This is a genomic window from Acinetobacter sp. GD03645 (genome assembly GCF_029845285.1).
GTDB classification, from domain to species: Bacteria; Pseudomonadota; Gammaproteobacteria; order Pseudomonadales; family Moraxellaceae; genus Acinetobacter; species Acinetobacter corruptisaponis.
Genome location: NZ_JAOCLL010000006.1, coordinates 193,910 through 208,556 on the forward strand (window position 1 = coordinate 193,910; position 14,647 = coordinate 208,556).

15 protein-coding genes are annotated in these 14,647 nt (G+C 34.3%); 11 read left to right on the forward strand and 4 right to left on the reverse strand.

The genetic code is table 11. The annotated features are described in order from the left end of the window. Positions 1-67: 67 nt before the first annotated feature. From N5J47_RS06860 to N5J47_RS06890, 7 genes are read left to right on the forward strand one after another with little or no spacing between them, the layout of a single operon-like run. Positions 68-1,057 carry an acyl-CoA desaturase gene (locus tag N5J47_RS06860; RefSeq protein ID WP_279961106.1) on the forward strand — a complete coding sequence of 330 codons (990 nt, stop codon included), beginning with the start codon at positions 68-70 and terminating at the stop codon, positions 1,055-1,057. After that, positions 1,054-2,331 (forward strand): NAD(P)-binding protein, encoded by a 1,278-nt coding sequence (locus N5J47_RS06865; protein WP_279961107.1) that lies wholly within the window; start codon positions 1,054-1,056, stop codon positions 2,329-2,331. Before N5J47_RS06860 ends, N5J47_RS06865 begins: the two co-directional genes overlap by 4 nt. Before the next feature lie 10 nt (positions 2,332-2,341). Then, the gene (locus tag N5J47_RS06870; RefSeq protein WP_279961108.1) at positions 2,342-3,157 is read left to right on the forward strand and encodes a DUF1365 domain-containing protein; all 816 of its coding nucleotides are present in this window, start codon (positions 2,342-2,344) and stop codon (positions 3,155-3,157) included. Further along, positions 3,132-4,331 (forward strand): cyclopropane-fatty-acyl-phospholipid synthase, encoded by a 1,200-nt coding sequence (locus N5J47_RS06875; protein WP_279961109.1) that lies wholly within the window; start codon positions 3,132-3,134, stop codon positions 4,329-4,331. The genes N5J47_RS06870 and N5J47_RS06875 overlap by 26 nt, the downstream gene beginning before the upstream one ends. Before the next feature lie 34 nt (positions 4,332-4,365). Further along, the gene (locus N5J47_RS06880) at positions 4,366-5,148 is read left to right on the forward strand and encodes a DUF1295 domain-containing protein (RefSeq protein ID WP_279961110.1); all 783 of its coding nucleotides are present in this window, start codon (positions 4,366-4,368) and stop codon (positions 5,146-5,148) included. Positions 5,149-5,152: 4 nt separating this feature from the next. Next, positions 5,153-6,202, forward strand: coding sequence for a cyclopropane-fatty-acyl-phospholipid synthase family protein (locus tag N5J47_RS06885; protein ID WP_279961111.1), 1,050 nt, complete (start codon positions 5,153-5,155; stop codon positions 6,200-6,202). A 31-nt stretch (positions 6,203-6,233) separates the two neighbouring features. Next, on the forward strand, positions 6,234-7,559 hold the full coding sequence (locus N5J47_RS06890) for a HAMP domain-containing sensor histidine kinase (protein WP_279961112.1): 1,326 nt from the start codon (positions 6,234-6,236) through the stop codon (positions 7,557-7,559). On the opposite strand, the gene N5J47_RS06895 is transcribed toward N5J47_RS06890, so the two are convergent. The 3 genes from N5J47_RS06895 to N5J47_RS06905 all read right to left on the reverse strand — a co-directional run bounded on the left by N5J47_RS06895 (position 7,556) and on the right by N5J47_RS06905 (position 9,404). Continuing rightward, positions 7,556-8,251, reverse strand: coding sequence for a response regulator transcription factor (locus tag N5J47_RS06895; RefSeq protein ID WP_005294193.1), 696 nt, complete (start codon positions 8,249-8,251; stop codon positions 7,556-7,558). The genes N5J47_RS06890 and N5J47_RS06895 overlap by 4 nt on opposite strands. Positions 8,252-8,266: 15 nt before the next feature. Continuing rightward, the gene (locus N5J47_RS06900) at positions 8,267-8,761 is read right to left on the reverse strand and encodes a chalcone isomerase family protein (protein ID WP_279961113.1); all 495 of its coding nucleotides are present in this window, start codon (positions 8,759-8,761) and stop codon (positions 8,267-8,269) included. Between the two features lie 76 nt (positions 8,762-8,837). Then, complete coding sequence (locus N5J47_RS06905; RefSeq protein WP_279961114.1) at positions 8,838-9,404, reverse strand: nuclear transport factor 2 family protein; 567 nt, start codon at positions 9,402-9,404, stop codon at positions 8,838-8,840. A 579-nt stretch (positions 9,405-9,983) separates the two neighbouring features. On the opposite strand from N5J47_RS06905, the gene N5J47_RS06910 reads away from it, so the two are divergent. From N5J47_RS06910 to N5J47_RS06920, 3 genes are all read left to right on the forward strand, one after another. After that, the gene (locus N5J47_RS06910) at positions 9,984-11,189 is read left to right on the forward strand and encodes a tyrosine-type recombinase/integrase (protein WP_279961115.1); all 1,206 of its coding nucleotides are present in this window, start codon (positions 9,984-9,986) and stop codon (positions 11,187-11,189) included. A 676-nt stretch (positions 11,190-11,865) separates the two neighbouring features. After that, on the forward strand, positions 11,866-12,792 hold the full coding sequence (locus N5J47_RS06915; RefSeq protein WP_279961116.1) for a phage/plasmid replication protein, II/X family: 927 nt from the start codon (positions 11,866-11,868) through the stop codon (positions 12,790-12,792). 16 nt (positions 12,793-12,808) lie between these two features. Beyond that, on the forward strand, positions 12,809-13,018 hold the full coding sequence (locus N5J47_RS06920; protein ID WP_199935116.1) for an AlpA family transcriptional regulator: 210 nt from the start codon (positions 12,809-12,811) through the stop codon (positions 13,016-13,018). Between the two features lie 75 nt (positions 13,019-13,093). Here N5J47_RS06920 and N5J47_RS06925 read toward each other — a convergent pair whose 3' ends face one another. Continuing rightward, positions 13,094-13,498, reverse strand: coding sequence for an XRE family transcriptional regulator (locus tag N5J47_RS06925; RefSeq protein ID WP_279961117.1), 405 nt, complete (start codon positions 13,496-13,498; stop codon positions 13,094-13,096). Between the two features lie 116 nt (positions 13,499-13,614). Here N5J47_RS06925 and N5J47_RS06930 point away from each other — a divergent pair, with 116 nt between their 5' ends. Further along, a complete protein-coding gene (locus N5J47_RS06930; protein WP_279961118.1) occupies positions 13,615-14,595 on the forward strand; it encodes a hypothetical protein in 981 nt (326 codons plus the stop codon). Positions 14,596-14,647: the final 52 nt, after the last annotated feature.

Below are 14,647 nucleotides of genomic sequence, written 5' to 3' on the forward strand. Positions count from 1 at the left end.
TCACATAAAATTCATATCGAATTTTCTAAAATGATAATTATAAAAATGAGGTAGTCAGGAAGAATCAATGTTTAAATTTTTTCTGGGATGGATAGATAGTTGGTCAAATAGAAATTCGCTTGGATCAAATCCAGTTGATGACCCTAAAAGCATTAAAGATACTCAAGTCCAATGGTTGAGAATTGTTCCATTTATTTTACTGCACATTGCTTGTTTAGCTGTGTTCTGGGTAGGCATTTCATGGTTTGCAATTATTTTTATGATCATATTTTATGTGATCAGAATGTTTGCAATTACCGCCTTTTTCCATCGTTATTTATCTCATAAAACATTTCAAACTTCACGGCCAGTACAATTTATTTTTCTGCTTATAGGAACAATGAGTGCACAACGTGGCCCGCTCTGGTGGGCTGCACATCATCGGTATCACCATCATTTTACTGATACAGAACAAGACCCTCATTCATCTACCCATGGTTTTTGGTACAGCCATATTGGGTGGTTTTTGAATGAACAGAACTTCTCGACGCGCAAACATATCATCAAAGATTGGTTAAAGTTTCCTGAGATTATCTGGTTAGATCGATTTAGTTTACTCATTGTTTTAGTGACCGCTTTTGCTGTCTATGTGTTGGGCGAGTGGCTCGCTGCTACTCATCCGAATTTAGGTACTTCGGGGCTGCAACTATTAGTGTGGGGCTTTGTTGTTTCAACCGTGCTATTGATTCATGCAACTTTATGTATTAACTCACTGGCTCATTTATACGGAAGCAGAGATTTCGATACTACGGATAATAGTCGTAATAATCTTCTTCTTTCAATTATAACGTTAGGTGAGGGATGGCATAACAATCATCATTATTATGCAGGTAGTACGCGTCAAGGGTTTTTCTGGTGGCAAATTGATGTCACCTATTATGTTTTAAAATCAATGTCTTGGATGGGTTTAATCTGGGGGATAAAACCTGTGCCACAGCGTATTTATGCTGCTTATAACAGTCAAAAACAAAATCTTAAAATGAACCGAATCAAAACTCAAACGAAGGAGTCTTCATGAAAATTGCAATTGTTGGCTCTGGTATCTCTGGAATGTATGCTGCTTGGAAACTTTCAAAAAAGCATCATGTCACCATTTTTGAAAAAGAGAACTATTTTGGTGGGCATACCGATACCCATGAGTTTAGTATTGATCAAAAGAATGTAACCATAGACAGTGGTTTTATTGTCTTCAATGCGTATAACTATCCACTTTTTAGTGCAATGCTTGCTGAGCTTGGAGTCAAAGCACAGAACAGCGACATGAGTTTTTCCGTCAATAATCTGGTGACAGGGTTACAATACAATCCTTCAAAAAAATGGTCATTATTGGTTAGACCACAAAACTTTTTAAATAAAAACTTTCGGGGGATGCTGTCGGATTTACTTCGCTTTTATAAAGAAAATAAAGATGTTTCTGTTGAGGAAAGTCATCCTGAATTAACCATTGACGAGTATTTAAATCATCATGGATATTCTCAGGCGTTTAGAGATGAACACCTATATCCAATGTGCGGGGCGCTTTGGTCAAGCCCTATCGATCAAGTAGGCAATATTCCCTACAAGTTCGTGGTAAGTTTTTTTCAGCATCACCGTATGCTGCAATTAAAAGATCGACCGCAGTGGCAAACTGTTAAAGGTGGCTCAATATCCTACATCTATGCAATTCAACATCATTGCCCAACGATTATCTGGAAAAAAAATCAAGTAAAGCAAGTGATCAGAAGCAAAGATCATATTTCCATTGTGACAGCACATGGGCAAGAGCAATTTGATTGGGTCATTTTTGCAAGTCATGCTGACGACACTTTAAAATTATTAGATGAGCCTTCAAACATAGAGCGTGAAGTCTTAGGCAGTTTTGATTACCAAGATAATCGTATGGTAGTACACCATGATACATCTATTATGCCGAAATCTAGATCACAGTGGGCAAGCTGGCATGTTCATGTGACTCCGCAAGCTCAAAATGAACAATCTACCTTGACCGACAATGTTCACTTTGGTTTTACCTACTGGATGAATAGTTTGCAAAATTTGAACTGTAAAACACAGGTTTTTTCTACACTTAATCCCAATACACCGATTGCCAAAGATAAGATTTATATTGAAAGGCATTATCGGCATCCCGTATTTAATAAAACTGCACTTGAGGCCCAATCCCGTTGGCATGAATTAGATGGCAAAAACCGTAGTTCATTTTGTGGTGCGTATTGGGGTTGGGGATTTCATGAAGATGGGGCAAGAAGTGCTGAACGTGTTGTAGAACATTTAATGACTATAGCTGATGAATAGAGGGCTGAGTATGTTAGAAACTCCACTTGCTATCGCGAAAGCTAAAATCAGACATCGCCGATTTACCCCTAAGGCACATGAATTTAAAGCAACATTAAGCTATTTATATTTTGATCCTGATCAGATAACAACCAAACTCAGTGATTCATGGTTATGTTCAACAGCACACTGGAATCTTCTAAAGATAGATGAAAATGATTTTTTGCAAGGTTATACAGGGAATTTAAGGCAAAGGATAAAAAACATCTTATTGCAGCAAGTAGATGCGGTCTTGCCCATACAATCAGAAATTCGTGTATTGGCTTTACCACGAATGCTTGGTTTCAGTTTTAATTCGGTTGTGTTTTATTTTATTTTTAATAGTCAAAAACAGCTTCTTTTTATCTTAACTGAGATCACCAATACGCCTTGGAAAGAACGCAAAGTATATGTGCATGATTGTCGTGATAAGTTAAAACACCATTCTGAGTATCATGGTGCAGAATTCGAATTTCAAAAAAGTTTTCATGTTTCTCCATTTATGCCGATGAATATTCAGTATAAATGGCGTTTTAACTTTTCTGATGCTCAAAACGTGATTCATATGCAGCTTTATCAAACACAAAAATTAATTTTTGATGCAACGATGCTTTTCGAATTAGAAAATATCACAGTTCCTTCACAGCTCAATCGTTATGCTGTTCATTATGTTTTTGAACCTTTCAAAATGCTCGCTTCAATTTATTTACAAGCATTTTATTTATGGCGAAAGAAAGTTCCATTTTATCGGCACCCTAAAAAAGATAAGGATTTAAAACAAGATGATCAAAACGCTTATTTTCGGTGAAAACGATTCACTGCCATTAGTTTTACGCAGCTTACTCAAACTTCGTCATGGTCAAATTCATTTCCGTGGTGAATGGAATGGCACGGTAGGTGAAGTTTCTGATTTAGAAGCAACGGTGGATGTGCATAATAAAGCCCTCATTGATCTAATTTTTAAAAATGGCGTGCTTGGGGCGGCTGAGGGTTATATTCAGGGATATTGGAGCAGTGAAAACTTAGTTGAACTGATCCAAATTTTAGCGAGAAACCGTCATGTTCTCGATAAAATTAATCAAAATATGCTTTCGCAAGCAAGCCAACTGATTTTAAAAGCGTGGTACAAAACACGTGAAAATTCATTATCAGGCAGCCGTAAAAATATTGCAGAGCACTATGATCTCAGCAATGATTTTTTTAAGCTCTTTCTAGACTCTTCCATGATGTACTCCAGTGCAATCTATAAGCAAACGCACATGACATTAGAGCAAGCATCTGATTATAAAAAAGAATTGATCTGCCAAAAATTGCAATTGAAACCGATGGATCATCTCGTTGAAATCGGAAGCGGTTGGGGCGGTTTTGCGATCTATGCAGCCCAGCATTACGGCTGTAAAGTGACCACAATTACGATTTCACAGGCTCAGTACGATGAAGCAAATAAACGTATTGCAGCAGCAGGTTTAAGTCATCGTGTGAATGTTGAACTCAAGGATTATCGTTTATTGGAAGGCAAGTTCGACAAATTGGTTTCCATCGAAATGATCGAAGCTGTGGGTGAGCAATATTTATCAACTTACTTTAATAAATGTAGATCCCTGCTTAAGCCATATGGTTTGGGATTGATCCAAGCCATTACCATTGAAGATGCACGTTATAAAAAAGCATTAAGTACAGTGGATTATATTAAACGCTATATTTTCCCAGGTAGTTTTATTCCATGTATTAGTGTGCTGACCCAAGCTGCATCTGAACAGAAACTGCGTTTAAAACATCTTGAAGATATTGGCCTTAGTTATGCTGAAACGATTCATCAATGGCGTGAACGTTTTTTAAATGCCAAACCACAGGTATTGGCACTGGGGTTTGATGAAAACTTCATTCGAATGTGGGATTTCTACCTTTGTTACTGCGAAGGTGGCTTTAAAGAAGGTGTAATTAGCAATGTACAACTCTTATTCGAAGCAAGCCCTTATTAATAATCAACTTATGTGATGCATCAAGGAGGCAAGTATGTTGTGGCAATTGTTTGTACTTGATACTGTCGTGATGACAATTTGTTGGCTATGGGCGACATACAACCTTCGTGCAGGCATTGTTGATGTGGCATGGAGTTTTTGCATTTTCCTGAATATTGTCATTACTGCTTGGTGTATAGATGTCGCACCAGAGAATGTCAGATGGTTTATAGGAATTTTGAGTTCTGTCTGGTTTTTACGATTGAGTGTGCATTTATTTCGCCGTTATTTGGCCGAGCAGGAAGAAGATCGTCGATATGCAAATATGCGGTTAGCGATGGGAAAATATCAACACCTTGGCTTTTTTGCCTTTTTTATGTTTCAAGCGGGTTTAGCAATTTTATTTAGTATTCCAATGTGGAGTTTACTGAATGTGCCAATTACAGTTTGGAATAACCAAAGCAATGATTTTATTATTATTGCAGGCGTGATTATGGTGATTGCATTTATGGGTGAAGTAATTGCAGATCAGCAATTATACCGTTTCAAGCAAAATCCACAGAATCATGGAAAGACGATGGATCAGGGGCTATGGAAATATTCGCGTCATCCAAACTACTTTTTTGAATGGATACATTGGTTTGCTTATCCAGTAATTGGGTTGGCGGCAGGGTTATATAGCCTCTGGATTTATCCTGTTTTGATGTGGTTCTTTTTGTATTACATCACGGGGATTCCATTTAGTGAACAGCAGGCATTAAAAAATCGAGGTCAAAATTATCTCGATTATCAAAAACGAACTTCTATGTTTATTCCATGGAAACCCAAAAATAGGTGAGCGTATGGACTTTATTATTCAGCAATCATTGAAACTCGTTGAGAGTGGCCTAGTGCCTGATCAAGCGATTCGTGCAGCAATTCGTACATTAAGCAAAAAGCGTTTGATTCAAGAGGGTCGCTATGATCCAGAACAGGGTGCTCAACGCTATATGGATGTGTTGAATATGTTGAAGCAGAGTGAAATTGCGATTGAAACAGACAAAGCCAATGAACAACATTATGAGTTGCCAACTGCTTTCTTTCAGGCAGTTTTAGGCAAAAGATTAAAATATAGTGCCTGTTTTTTTGCAGATGATACAACCCAATTAGATGAAGCAGAAGAGTTCGCACTGCAAGTTTACAGTGAACGAGCGCAATTGCATGATGGTCAAAATATCTTGGAACTCGGCTGTGGTTGGGGTTCATTTACCTTATGGATGGCGGAGCATTATCCGAACGCTAAAATTACTGCAGTATCCAATTCCGTAACGCAACGTCAACATATTTTAGCTGAAGCGGAAAAACGTGGTCTACAAAATATTAAAATCATCACCTGTGATGTCAACATACTCGAATTAAAAGAAAATTCGTTTGATCGTATTGTGTCTGTAGAAATGTTTGAGCACGTTAGAAATTATCAAAAATTATTTCAGAAAATTCAATTATGGCTCAAACCCAAAGGATTGTTATGGTGTCATATTTTTTGCCATCGCTTCTTACATTATCCATTCGAAATAAAAAGTGAATATGATTGGATGTCACGCTACTTCTTTACAGGGGGATTAATGCCAGCAACGTCTACGTTTTTGCATTTCCAAAAAGATTTAGAGTTATCACAGCATTGGCAATGGTCAGGTACGCACTACGAAAAAACAGCAAATGCCTGGCTCGAAAACATGGATCGTAACGCTGGACAATTAAAACCACTATTCGAGCAGGTATATGCACAGAATGCTGATGCTTGGTGGCAACGTTGGCGTATCTTTTTTATGGCTTGCGCGGAATTGTTTGGATTTGAACAAGGACAAGAATGGGTCATAGGTCACTTTCTGTTCAAAAAGAAAACCGTATAATTAAAATGAGAATCTATTAGTAGATATGTTTATGTTTAAATCCAATAAAAGCGGTGAAAATATTCATCCACTGAGTGAGATGTTTAATCGTCATTATTGGTTGCAAATCGGGTTAATCGCGCTGTCGATTATTATCGGTATTGCATGCAGTGCTTGGGTCATTAAAGGCTCACTGCTCAAAACAGCGCTTGAGCAAGAAATGGAACATTATTGGATGCGAGTTGATCGTAATCCCAATGCTGATTTACCTGATACAAAAAATTTATATGGCTATCGCTGGCTAAGTAAAGATCCACCTTTAGTGTTTAAAAATCAAACTTTAAAGCAGGGCGTTCATCGGGTCTTCGTCGATGGCAAAGATCGAATGACTGTTTATGGTGAAAGAAATGGACAACATGTCCTTCTTGTTTTTGGTGAAAGTAATGTCAACAAAATTGTGTGGATGTTTGGTTTAGCACCGTTAATGTTCAGCCTGATTGTACTGTATAGCATCTTGTGGTTTTCAAATCGGAGAGCTAAACGTTATTTTTCACCAATTACACGGCTAGCAAACGCTTTAGATCATATTGATTGGGCACATCAAAATAAAGAAGCTTCTCCCTTTCAAGGGATCAATACTAACGGCAATCTGGAAGCTGAATATTTAAAGCAGGCATTAGAAAAGTATCATCAAGTTTTAAACGATTTCATCAACCGAGAACGTGAGTTTACAGGGGATGTTAGTCATGAATTACGCACACCACTCACAATTTTAAAAGGTAGTGTACAGCTTTGTCAGGTTAAATATGGGGAAGATAAAGCACTGCATCGTATTTCCAATACCATTGAGGATATGCAATTGCTTGTCGAAACACTATTGGCGATCGCACGCAATACTACCAATACCTTAACTGCTGAACAAACACGATTATCCAATATAATTAGTGATTTGCTAAAGGATCTTGAGCCTGTTAGCCAAAGCAAAGGCGTTCAAATTTTTGTTCACTATGACCCTCAAGAGTTATCTCGACTGATTTATCCCTCAATGACTAAAATGGTGCTGAGTAATATTCTTCGCAATGCATTGAATTATTCTCAAGGGTCTAATATCCATATTATTCAACGTCAAAATAGTATTGTGATTGCCGATAACGGGATTGGGATTGAAATGCCCAATGATCTTAAAGTTCAGGAGTTAAGTTCACAATTTCAACTGACGGCCAAAGGTCATGGGATTGGTTTACAACTGGTTAGAAAGTTATGCACTCAGTTGGGATGGAGAGTTGAGTTATTTGACCGCCAATATTATTTAAGCACTCATCCTCATCTCCAATTAGAAAATACAACTGGTTTAATTGTTGTGGTGTATATGAATTAATGAGTACTCAAATCAAACGCAACTTTTAAACCAACGCCTGAAATGGTATGGATCAACTTCTCTTGAAAGGGCTTATCAATCATCTTTCTTAAGTTGTAGATATGACTGCGTAAAGCATCACTTTCTGGTTCTTCATCTCCCCAAAGCTCGATCACAATTTCTTGTTTAGTAATGACTTTGGGAGAATTTCTCATCAAAATTTTAAGTAATTTGAATTGAATGCGGGGCAGCTCTATCGACTGACCTGCACGCGTTACGGTTTGAGTCGAACTATCTAAAATCAAGTCATGAATTTGGATTTTACTTGTTGATACTTCGCCAAGAGAGCGCTTAATAAGTGCCCGAATACGCATCACCAATTCATTAAAATCAAAAGGTTTGATTAAATAATCATCAGTTCCTGCGGTGAAACCCTTTAGTTTATCATCCAATGTGTCTCTGGCCGTTAACATCAGAATTGGAATATCTTTGCCTTGATCAGTTCTCAGCCATTCACATAAATCATAGCCTGAACCATCGGGTAAATTAATGTCGAGTAAAAGTAAATGATAAGGGTTCGTTTTTAAAAAATTGCGTGCAGCATCTAAATTACGGGCATGATCAATGACAAAGCCATGTTGTTCTAGAAACTCACAGACTGTTGCAGCAAGCTCGAAGTGATCTTCTACCATAAGAATAAATTGATTGTTCATAATAATTCGATCAAGTTATAGATTTAGTAATTGTTGCTTTAATTTAGCATTAAATGGTGAGTTCCCAAACCATATTTTAAAGTATTGATTCGCTTGAGAATCAGTAATTGCACCTAAGCGCTTTTGGTTCAGAGATAAGCTTAACTGTTTGCTCGTTTGGTCATAATTTAAAGTATAGAGATCGCCCCTTTTTACGGGGTGATATAATGCAGTAATTCTGTTTAAAACTGATTCGTCTGAAAAATTAGTCACATTTTTCTTAAGGTAGTAAGTCGCCGCTTTTTTAAATGCCCATTCTGGAATATTTTGGTTATAAGAAAAATCTAATCTAATATTTTGATTTTCCCAGTTTTGACTGCAATTATTGGCGTAATAGCTAACTGATCCTACATTTTTTGATGTGACGATGAGGGGAGCTGTATTACATAGTTGTGTATTTGCATGTACTAAGCTTAAAGGCGTGATAAGACATGTGACACTGAGTCCAATTTTTCTTAAATAATTAAGCATTTCGCACCTCTACTTTTATATTTAATTCAACAATCTATAGCTGTTCATGAAGCTTATTTACTAGGCTGAATTTAAACTATTTTTTAAATGGTAAAAGCAAGGCATAAGCATTTCCTATATAGGGTAGAGAACGATATAAACCATTAGCAGGGTCCCAATAATCTTGCTGAAAAATGATCAAACCCTTGTCATTAATTTTGATTTGGCTAACTCCATATGAGGACATAGTTTTCATACGGCCAAACATTTTGAAGTCATACACCATATGCCAATGAATATAGGCCGAATCATCTGTGTGCGTTGCACTCATTAATTTTACAGTAACATTGCTGACACGTCTGTTCATTCCTTCAAAATGTTTAACTAGCTCATTTTTAGTAGAAAATTGAGAAAGAGTATCATTGATGTATAAATCATCTGCATAGAGTTGACTTGTGTTTTTAACAAAATCAACAGTTCCCATTGTATTAAATGCAGCTACAAAGCGCTGCCCGACAAGCTGAGCTTGTTGATCATTCAATATAATTCCTGAGATGTGCTTATTTGCTTTATCAAAGTCAGTGCTATAACTTGGTATACTTTTACAACTAACCAATGAAAGTAATGCCAGTGTTGAAACTGTTACACTTCTTAGAAATGTCATTTTGCTAAACTCACATCATTTTAAAGTTAGATTAAAAGAGCAAGCGTGAATAGGATGTGAAATGCAATATAGATGGTTTTAGCTAAAGCAACTTCTTCCAAATGAATCTATGATAAGAACAGAATTGGTTTACCTTCGAATTGACCCATCTTCAGAGCAGTCTGAAAGGTAAAGGGTCTAGATTGGGTAAATTTAAGTTTTATAGAAATAAAATATATATAAAACATGGTTTTATTGATTTAGTTCAACTGACGCCATCTCCACCAAATTTTTTGTTATAATCTGTTACAAATAATCGGCGACACCATATAAGCACCAATTGATATTAAGTATATGATTTTTATTTGGAAATAATACGTTGACATCGTAGAGGTCTCCAGTTCGAGTCTGGATATACCTACCAAAATATTAAATTTGTATGTCGATGTATTACGATATATGAGTTAAAAAGCTCTAAATATTATGTATTTAGAGATTTTTTATTGCTTTGTATAACGTTATATGAATACGTATAGCGCTTCTGAATTTGTATCATCTAATGTATCATGTGAATAAATCTAACTCATGATACATATTTTAATGAAAAGAGCAGCAATCAAGAAAAGACCATTATCAGATACAGTCCTGACAAATCTCGAACCAGAAGAAAAAGATTATAGAGAACGTGATACAGGACCACTTTATTTCCTAGTACAAAAAACTGGCAAAAAATCTTGGCAATTGCGATATAAAAATGAAAAAGGGACGTGGTCTTGGAAAGGGTTAGGTGCATATCCAAGTGTGAGTGGAGCGACAGCAAGGCGTAAAGCGAATGAACTATCTATCAAAATAGCAAATGGTGAGATTCTAGAAACACGTAAACAAGTCAAGAATAAGCAACAAGAAATTGCTCAAAGGAAGTTTAATGTTTTAATGAATGAGTGGCTAGACACTAAAAAAACATCTTGGGGGGAGGAAACATTTGATAAAGCGAAAAAGTCGATTAATCGACATATCATTCCCAAATTTGGTGAACGAGATTTTACTGAAATTACACCTAAAGAGTGGTTTGACTTTTTTCAAGGCCTACAGCGTGGCTTGAATATCCATACTCAAGTTGAGAAGTTAACTTCTTATTGTCGTAATGCTTATGACTGGGCGAAGTTCCAAGCAAAAATAAATTTTAATCCCATCGAGGGCATGACCAAGCATTTGGATAAAAAAATTGGCGGTAATATGAAGTTCGTTGAAATAGATGAATTTCCAAGATTAATCACAGATATTCGTACTCATCATCAACGTAAATTAGCGATTGGTTTAGAGTTAATGGCTTTATTATTTCCACGCCCTGTAGAGTTACGTTTTGCAACTTGGAATCAATTTGATTTTGATAAAGCAATTTGGGTTAAACCTGCTGAAATTATGAAAAAGGGAATCGTCCATGGTGTACCTTTGCCTAAACAGGCAATTGCATTGTTAGAGGAATTAAAAGACTATAGAACTGAATCAGATTTGTTGTTTGCTGGGAGAAATAGCCTAAGTGAACCTATCTCTGATAATACATTTAATATGGCTTTGAACCGTATGGGGTACAAAGGTCGTCAAAATCCGCATGGTTTTAGGCATATTGCAAGTACGGCATTAAACAATAAGTTTAGTGATAAAGAGCAAGTTGTTGAAGCATGTTTAGCCCATATGAAAAAAGGTGTAAAAGGAGCTTATGATAAAGGATCGCATTTTGAAGAGCGTGTGGGGATGATGCAATGGTGGGCTAATTATATAGATGACCTAACTGAAAATTTTTAAGTTAAGAGGTTTCTTAAATTTTTAGCATTATCAAATTGTTAAAAATATTTTTTGATTATCATTACGATTAGTACCTAAGTATATGTAAATTTGGTCTCGATCATGAAGATGTCTTCAGCGTAGTAGAGGAAGCTTATAATATGTTAGGAATGAATTCAATTTTCTATAGCGTTAAGTTAATCTGTATAAATCAAAGAATCATATAAATATATATTAGCCAGTTGGTGGATTTTTTAATCTTCTTTACTTTCTTTAAAAGCAATTAAAAAGCACAATAGCTCCTTTTAGAGCTCTATTGTGCTTATCATTTAGTAAGTTTAAAAACTGAAAGATTTAACGAGTGAAGTAAGAATTATGCAAGTAAATTTACAGGGGGTTCATAAACTTTGTTAATAAGTAGAAGAATAAAATTATTAATAACTCTTTTAATTGTTGAATCGATTTGATAAAAATTTGACAAATGATTTCTATGCCATTATTATGCGCCACCTCGGAGTGATAGTGAGTTTAATTAAAATATTATAAATATTGATTCTATGTGAAAAAATTATTAAATCTAAATTTTAAAATAAATTTAATTCTATATTAATAGTACAATTGTATCATTATGATATCTTATTTTATTAATTTAAAAAAAACTATCACTATTTTTAAATCTTAAAATAGTGAGTATATTGTGAAAAAAAATAAATTAGAAGTCGATTATCTTGAAATCGTAGTTGATGTAAATCATAAGCCAGAAGAAGTAGCATCATGTTATCAAATTTTTAGTGATGAAAAATATAATTTTGATGAATCAAAAGTTAAATATCGATCAAAAAAAATATTATCTGAATTTAATAGTATTATAGCATTGCAATCATTTTCATCATTAAATGATTATAATTCTAAATTAAAGATCACAGGCAACTTTTACAAATGGTTGAATGGCCATAATGTGACAGGTTGTGAAAATTTAATAGAGTTAGTTTTGCAGACTATTGATAAATTGAAAAAATTAAATTTAGTAGATCCAACAAAAGAACAATTAGAAACTATTCGTCTCGGTAATTTTAGACTTTATAGAGTTGATATAAAAAGAGATATAGTTTTTGACAGTAAGCAAAATGCTATTCAATATTTGTCTACTCTTAGAAATTTATCGACTTATCCAAAAAAGAAAAAAACAATATTTGAGAATGGCGTCTATTTTGGCTTTACTTCTAAGCGCTGGTCCATTTGTAATTATCATAAAGGTCAAGAAATTAGAGATAATTTTAAAAGATCTAAGACAAGTTTAGAGTTGAAAGCGTTAGCCGATCTTATGCTTCGTCAAGAAATAAAAATTAAATCTAAACAATTAGCTACCTGGGACTTGCATTTTGGTCACCAATGGCTTGATTTAAATAATATTGATAATTTCTTTAACAAGATACTTGAGAAAATATATATACCAGAAATCATTCTTAAAGATTCAAAAATTAATATTTGCGATAAGAGTGACCGAAAATTCTATAATTGTGTTATCAACGGCGACCATAAAGAAGTTTATTCAAGAGCAACTATTAGTAGAAAAAGAAGAATTTTCTTAGATAAATATAATATTGATATCAATAATATATAAGTTTAGAGTTTGAAAAATGAGAAAATTAAGATTAACAAAAAAAGAAGTCTGTTATATGCTTTCAATTAAAGCTGATAAGTTAAGAAAACTAATAATAGAAGATGAGACTTTCCCACGCCCGATTAAAGATGGCCAGAATAGACAATCACCAGTTTATTTCGATTTAAATGCAATTGAAGCGTGGTGGCAAAGTAGACTAGAAAACTCATTAAATAATTACGTATAAAATAAAGAAGTAAGATTTTCTAGAATCTTGCTTCTTAATATAATTTTTTAATTTTATCACTATAAATCAATAATTTTACTTATCTTTATATTTATCTGATAAAGCAATTATCATGTCTCTAATAATTTTTTTATGAGATGCTGAAAGCTTGACATAAGCTTCAAATATTTCTTTATCTTTGTACCCTAATTCCTGCTGCCATATAAGATCTCGTTGCTCAATTGCTTTTTGAATATCTTTTTCAAAAACCAATTCTTCTAACGGTACTTCTAGCCATTTTGCTAATGCAAGCAATTTGTCCCCTGAGGGAATCGCTTCCCCGATGAGCCATTTACGGACGCCGTGCAAAGTCATAGGTTTACCAGAGTAATTCAAGTTGAACTCTCTTTCTAAGATAGACGCCTTTGCTTCGTAACCTTTTGATTGCATAGCTATAGTTAAGCGTTTTGCAAATAAGGTTTTTTCATCATCATTTTCCATCTCCTCAAAATAATCAGGTTAACTGATAGTTGCGTAACTATTGATTATAGTTACGTAAAAATGTAGACTTTAGTTACTTTTGCAAGATTTTACTTAAATTTATAATCGGGGGTCAAATGATTAAAAATAGTCCACTATTTATACAGAAGATAATAGTACTTACTTTATTTTCTTTACTTATATCAATATTTGATGTGATTTATTTAGAAAAATCCTTAAACCAAGAATCAGCTCTCATAATACTGATAGCTGATATTTTTATCGGTCTCATATTTTTTTCTTTAATTTATTTTTTATCTAAAAAAAGTAACGTAGCAAGAATTATTCTTATCATTCTAATTTTCTTAGGAATATTAGCATATCTATTTGTATTATTGTTTGAAAATTACTCTATATTTCAAGGTTTTCTATATTTATTTTCTATATTTTTGGATATTTATACTTTAATTCTTTTGTTTAGTAGTGATGTTAATAGCTTTATTAAGTCTGGCTATATGAAAAATGAAGCTGATGGAAGCTTTAAGGCATGGTTTTCTACGTTATCAAGCATACTCCTTATTATGATTATTGGAGCAAAATTGTTAAATCAGTATGAATTTAAAAAGCAACCACATATAGAAAATAAAATGCAATCAGAAGATATGTCTATTGAAAATCAGATAGAGAGTCTTTCAGCAAAAATTGATGATGTTAAGGCTCATGATTCAGAATGGGAAAATAGTCCAGACTTTCGAGATGAGGGAATAGGGGAAGAAAGTTATGATGATACTGTTAATACAATCAGTCAAATGGGTGAGGGGCAACCAATTGCTGTAAGGTTTAGTATTAATGATTTTAATACGTCATTATATGAAAAAGCCGCATACAACATTATTGTACAAGGCCTGACTAATGGAGAAATCACTGTATACGATGTAGTCTTAAATAGAGGAAACAAATGTGGTCTTGCTAAATATGCTAGAGAAACGCAAATTCCTGCAACATTAAAATTTGGAGAATATGTTGAATTATCAATAGGTACTTGTGATGCTCAAATGGTTCAAGAAATAGAAGTCAAAACAAATTTTGGCAGCTATATGTTTAAACCTCAAATTTAATTTTAACAAAGCTGTTTGGTTTTTAAATATTCAAGATAAGGATGAGTAAGAT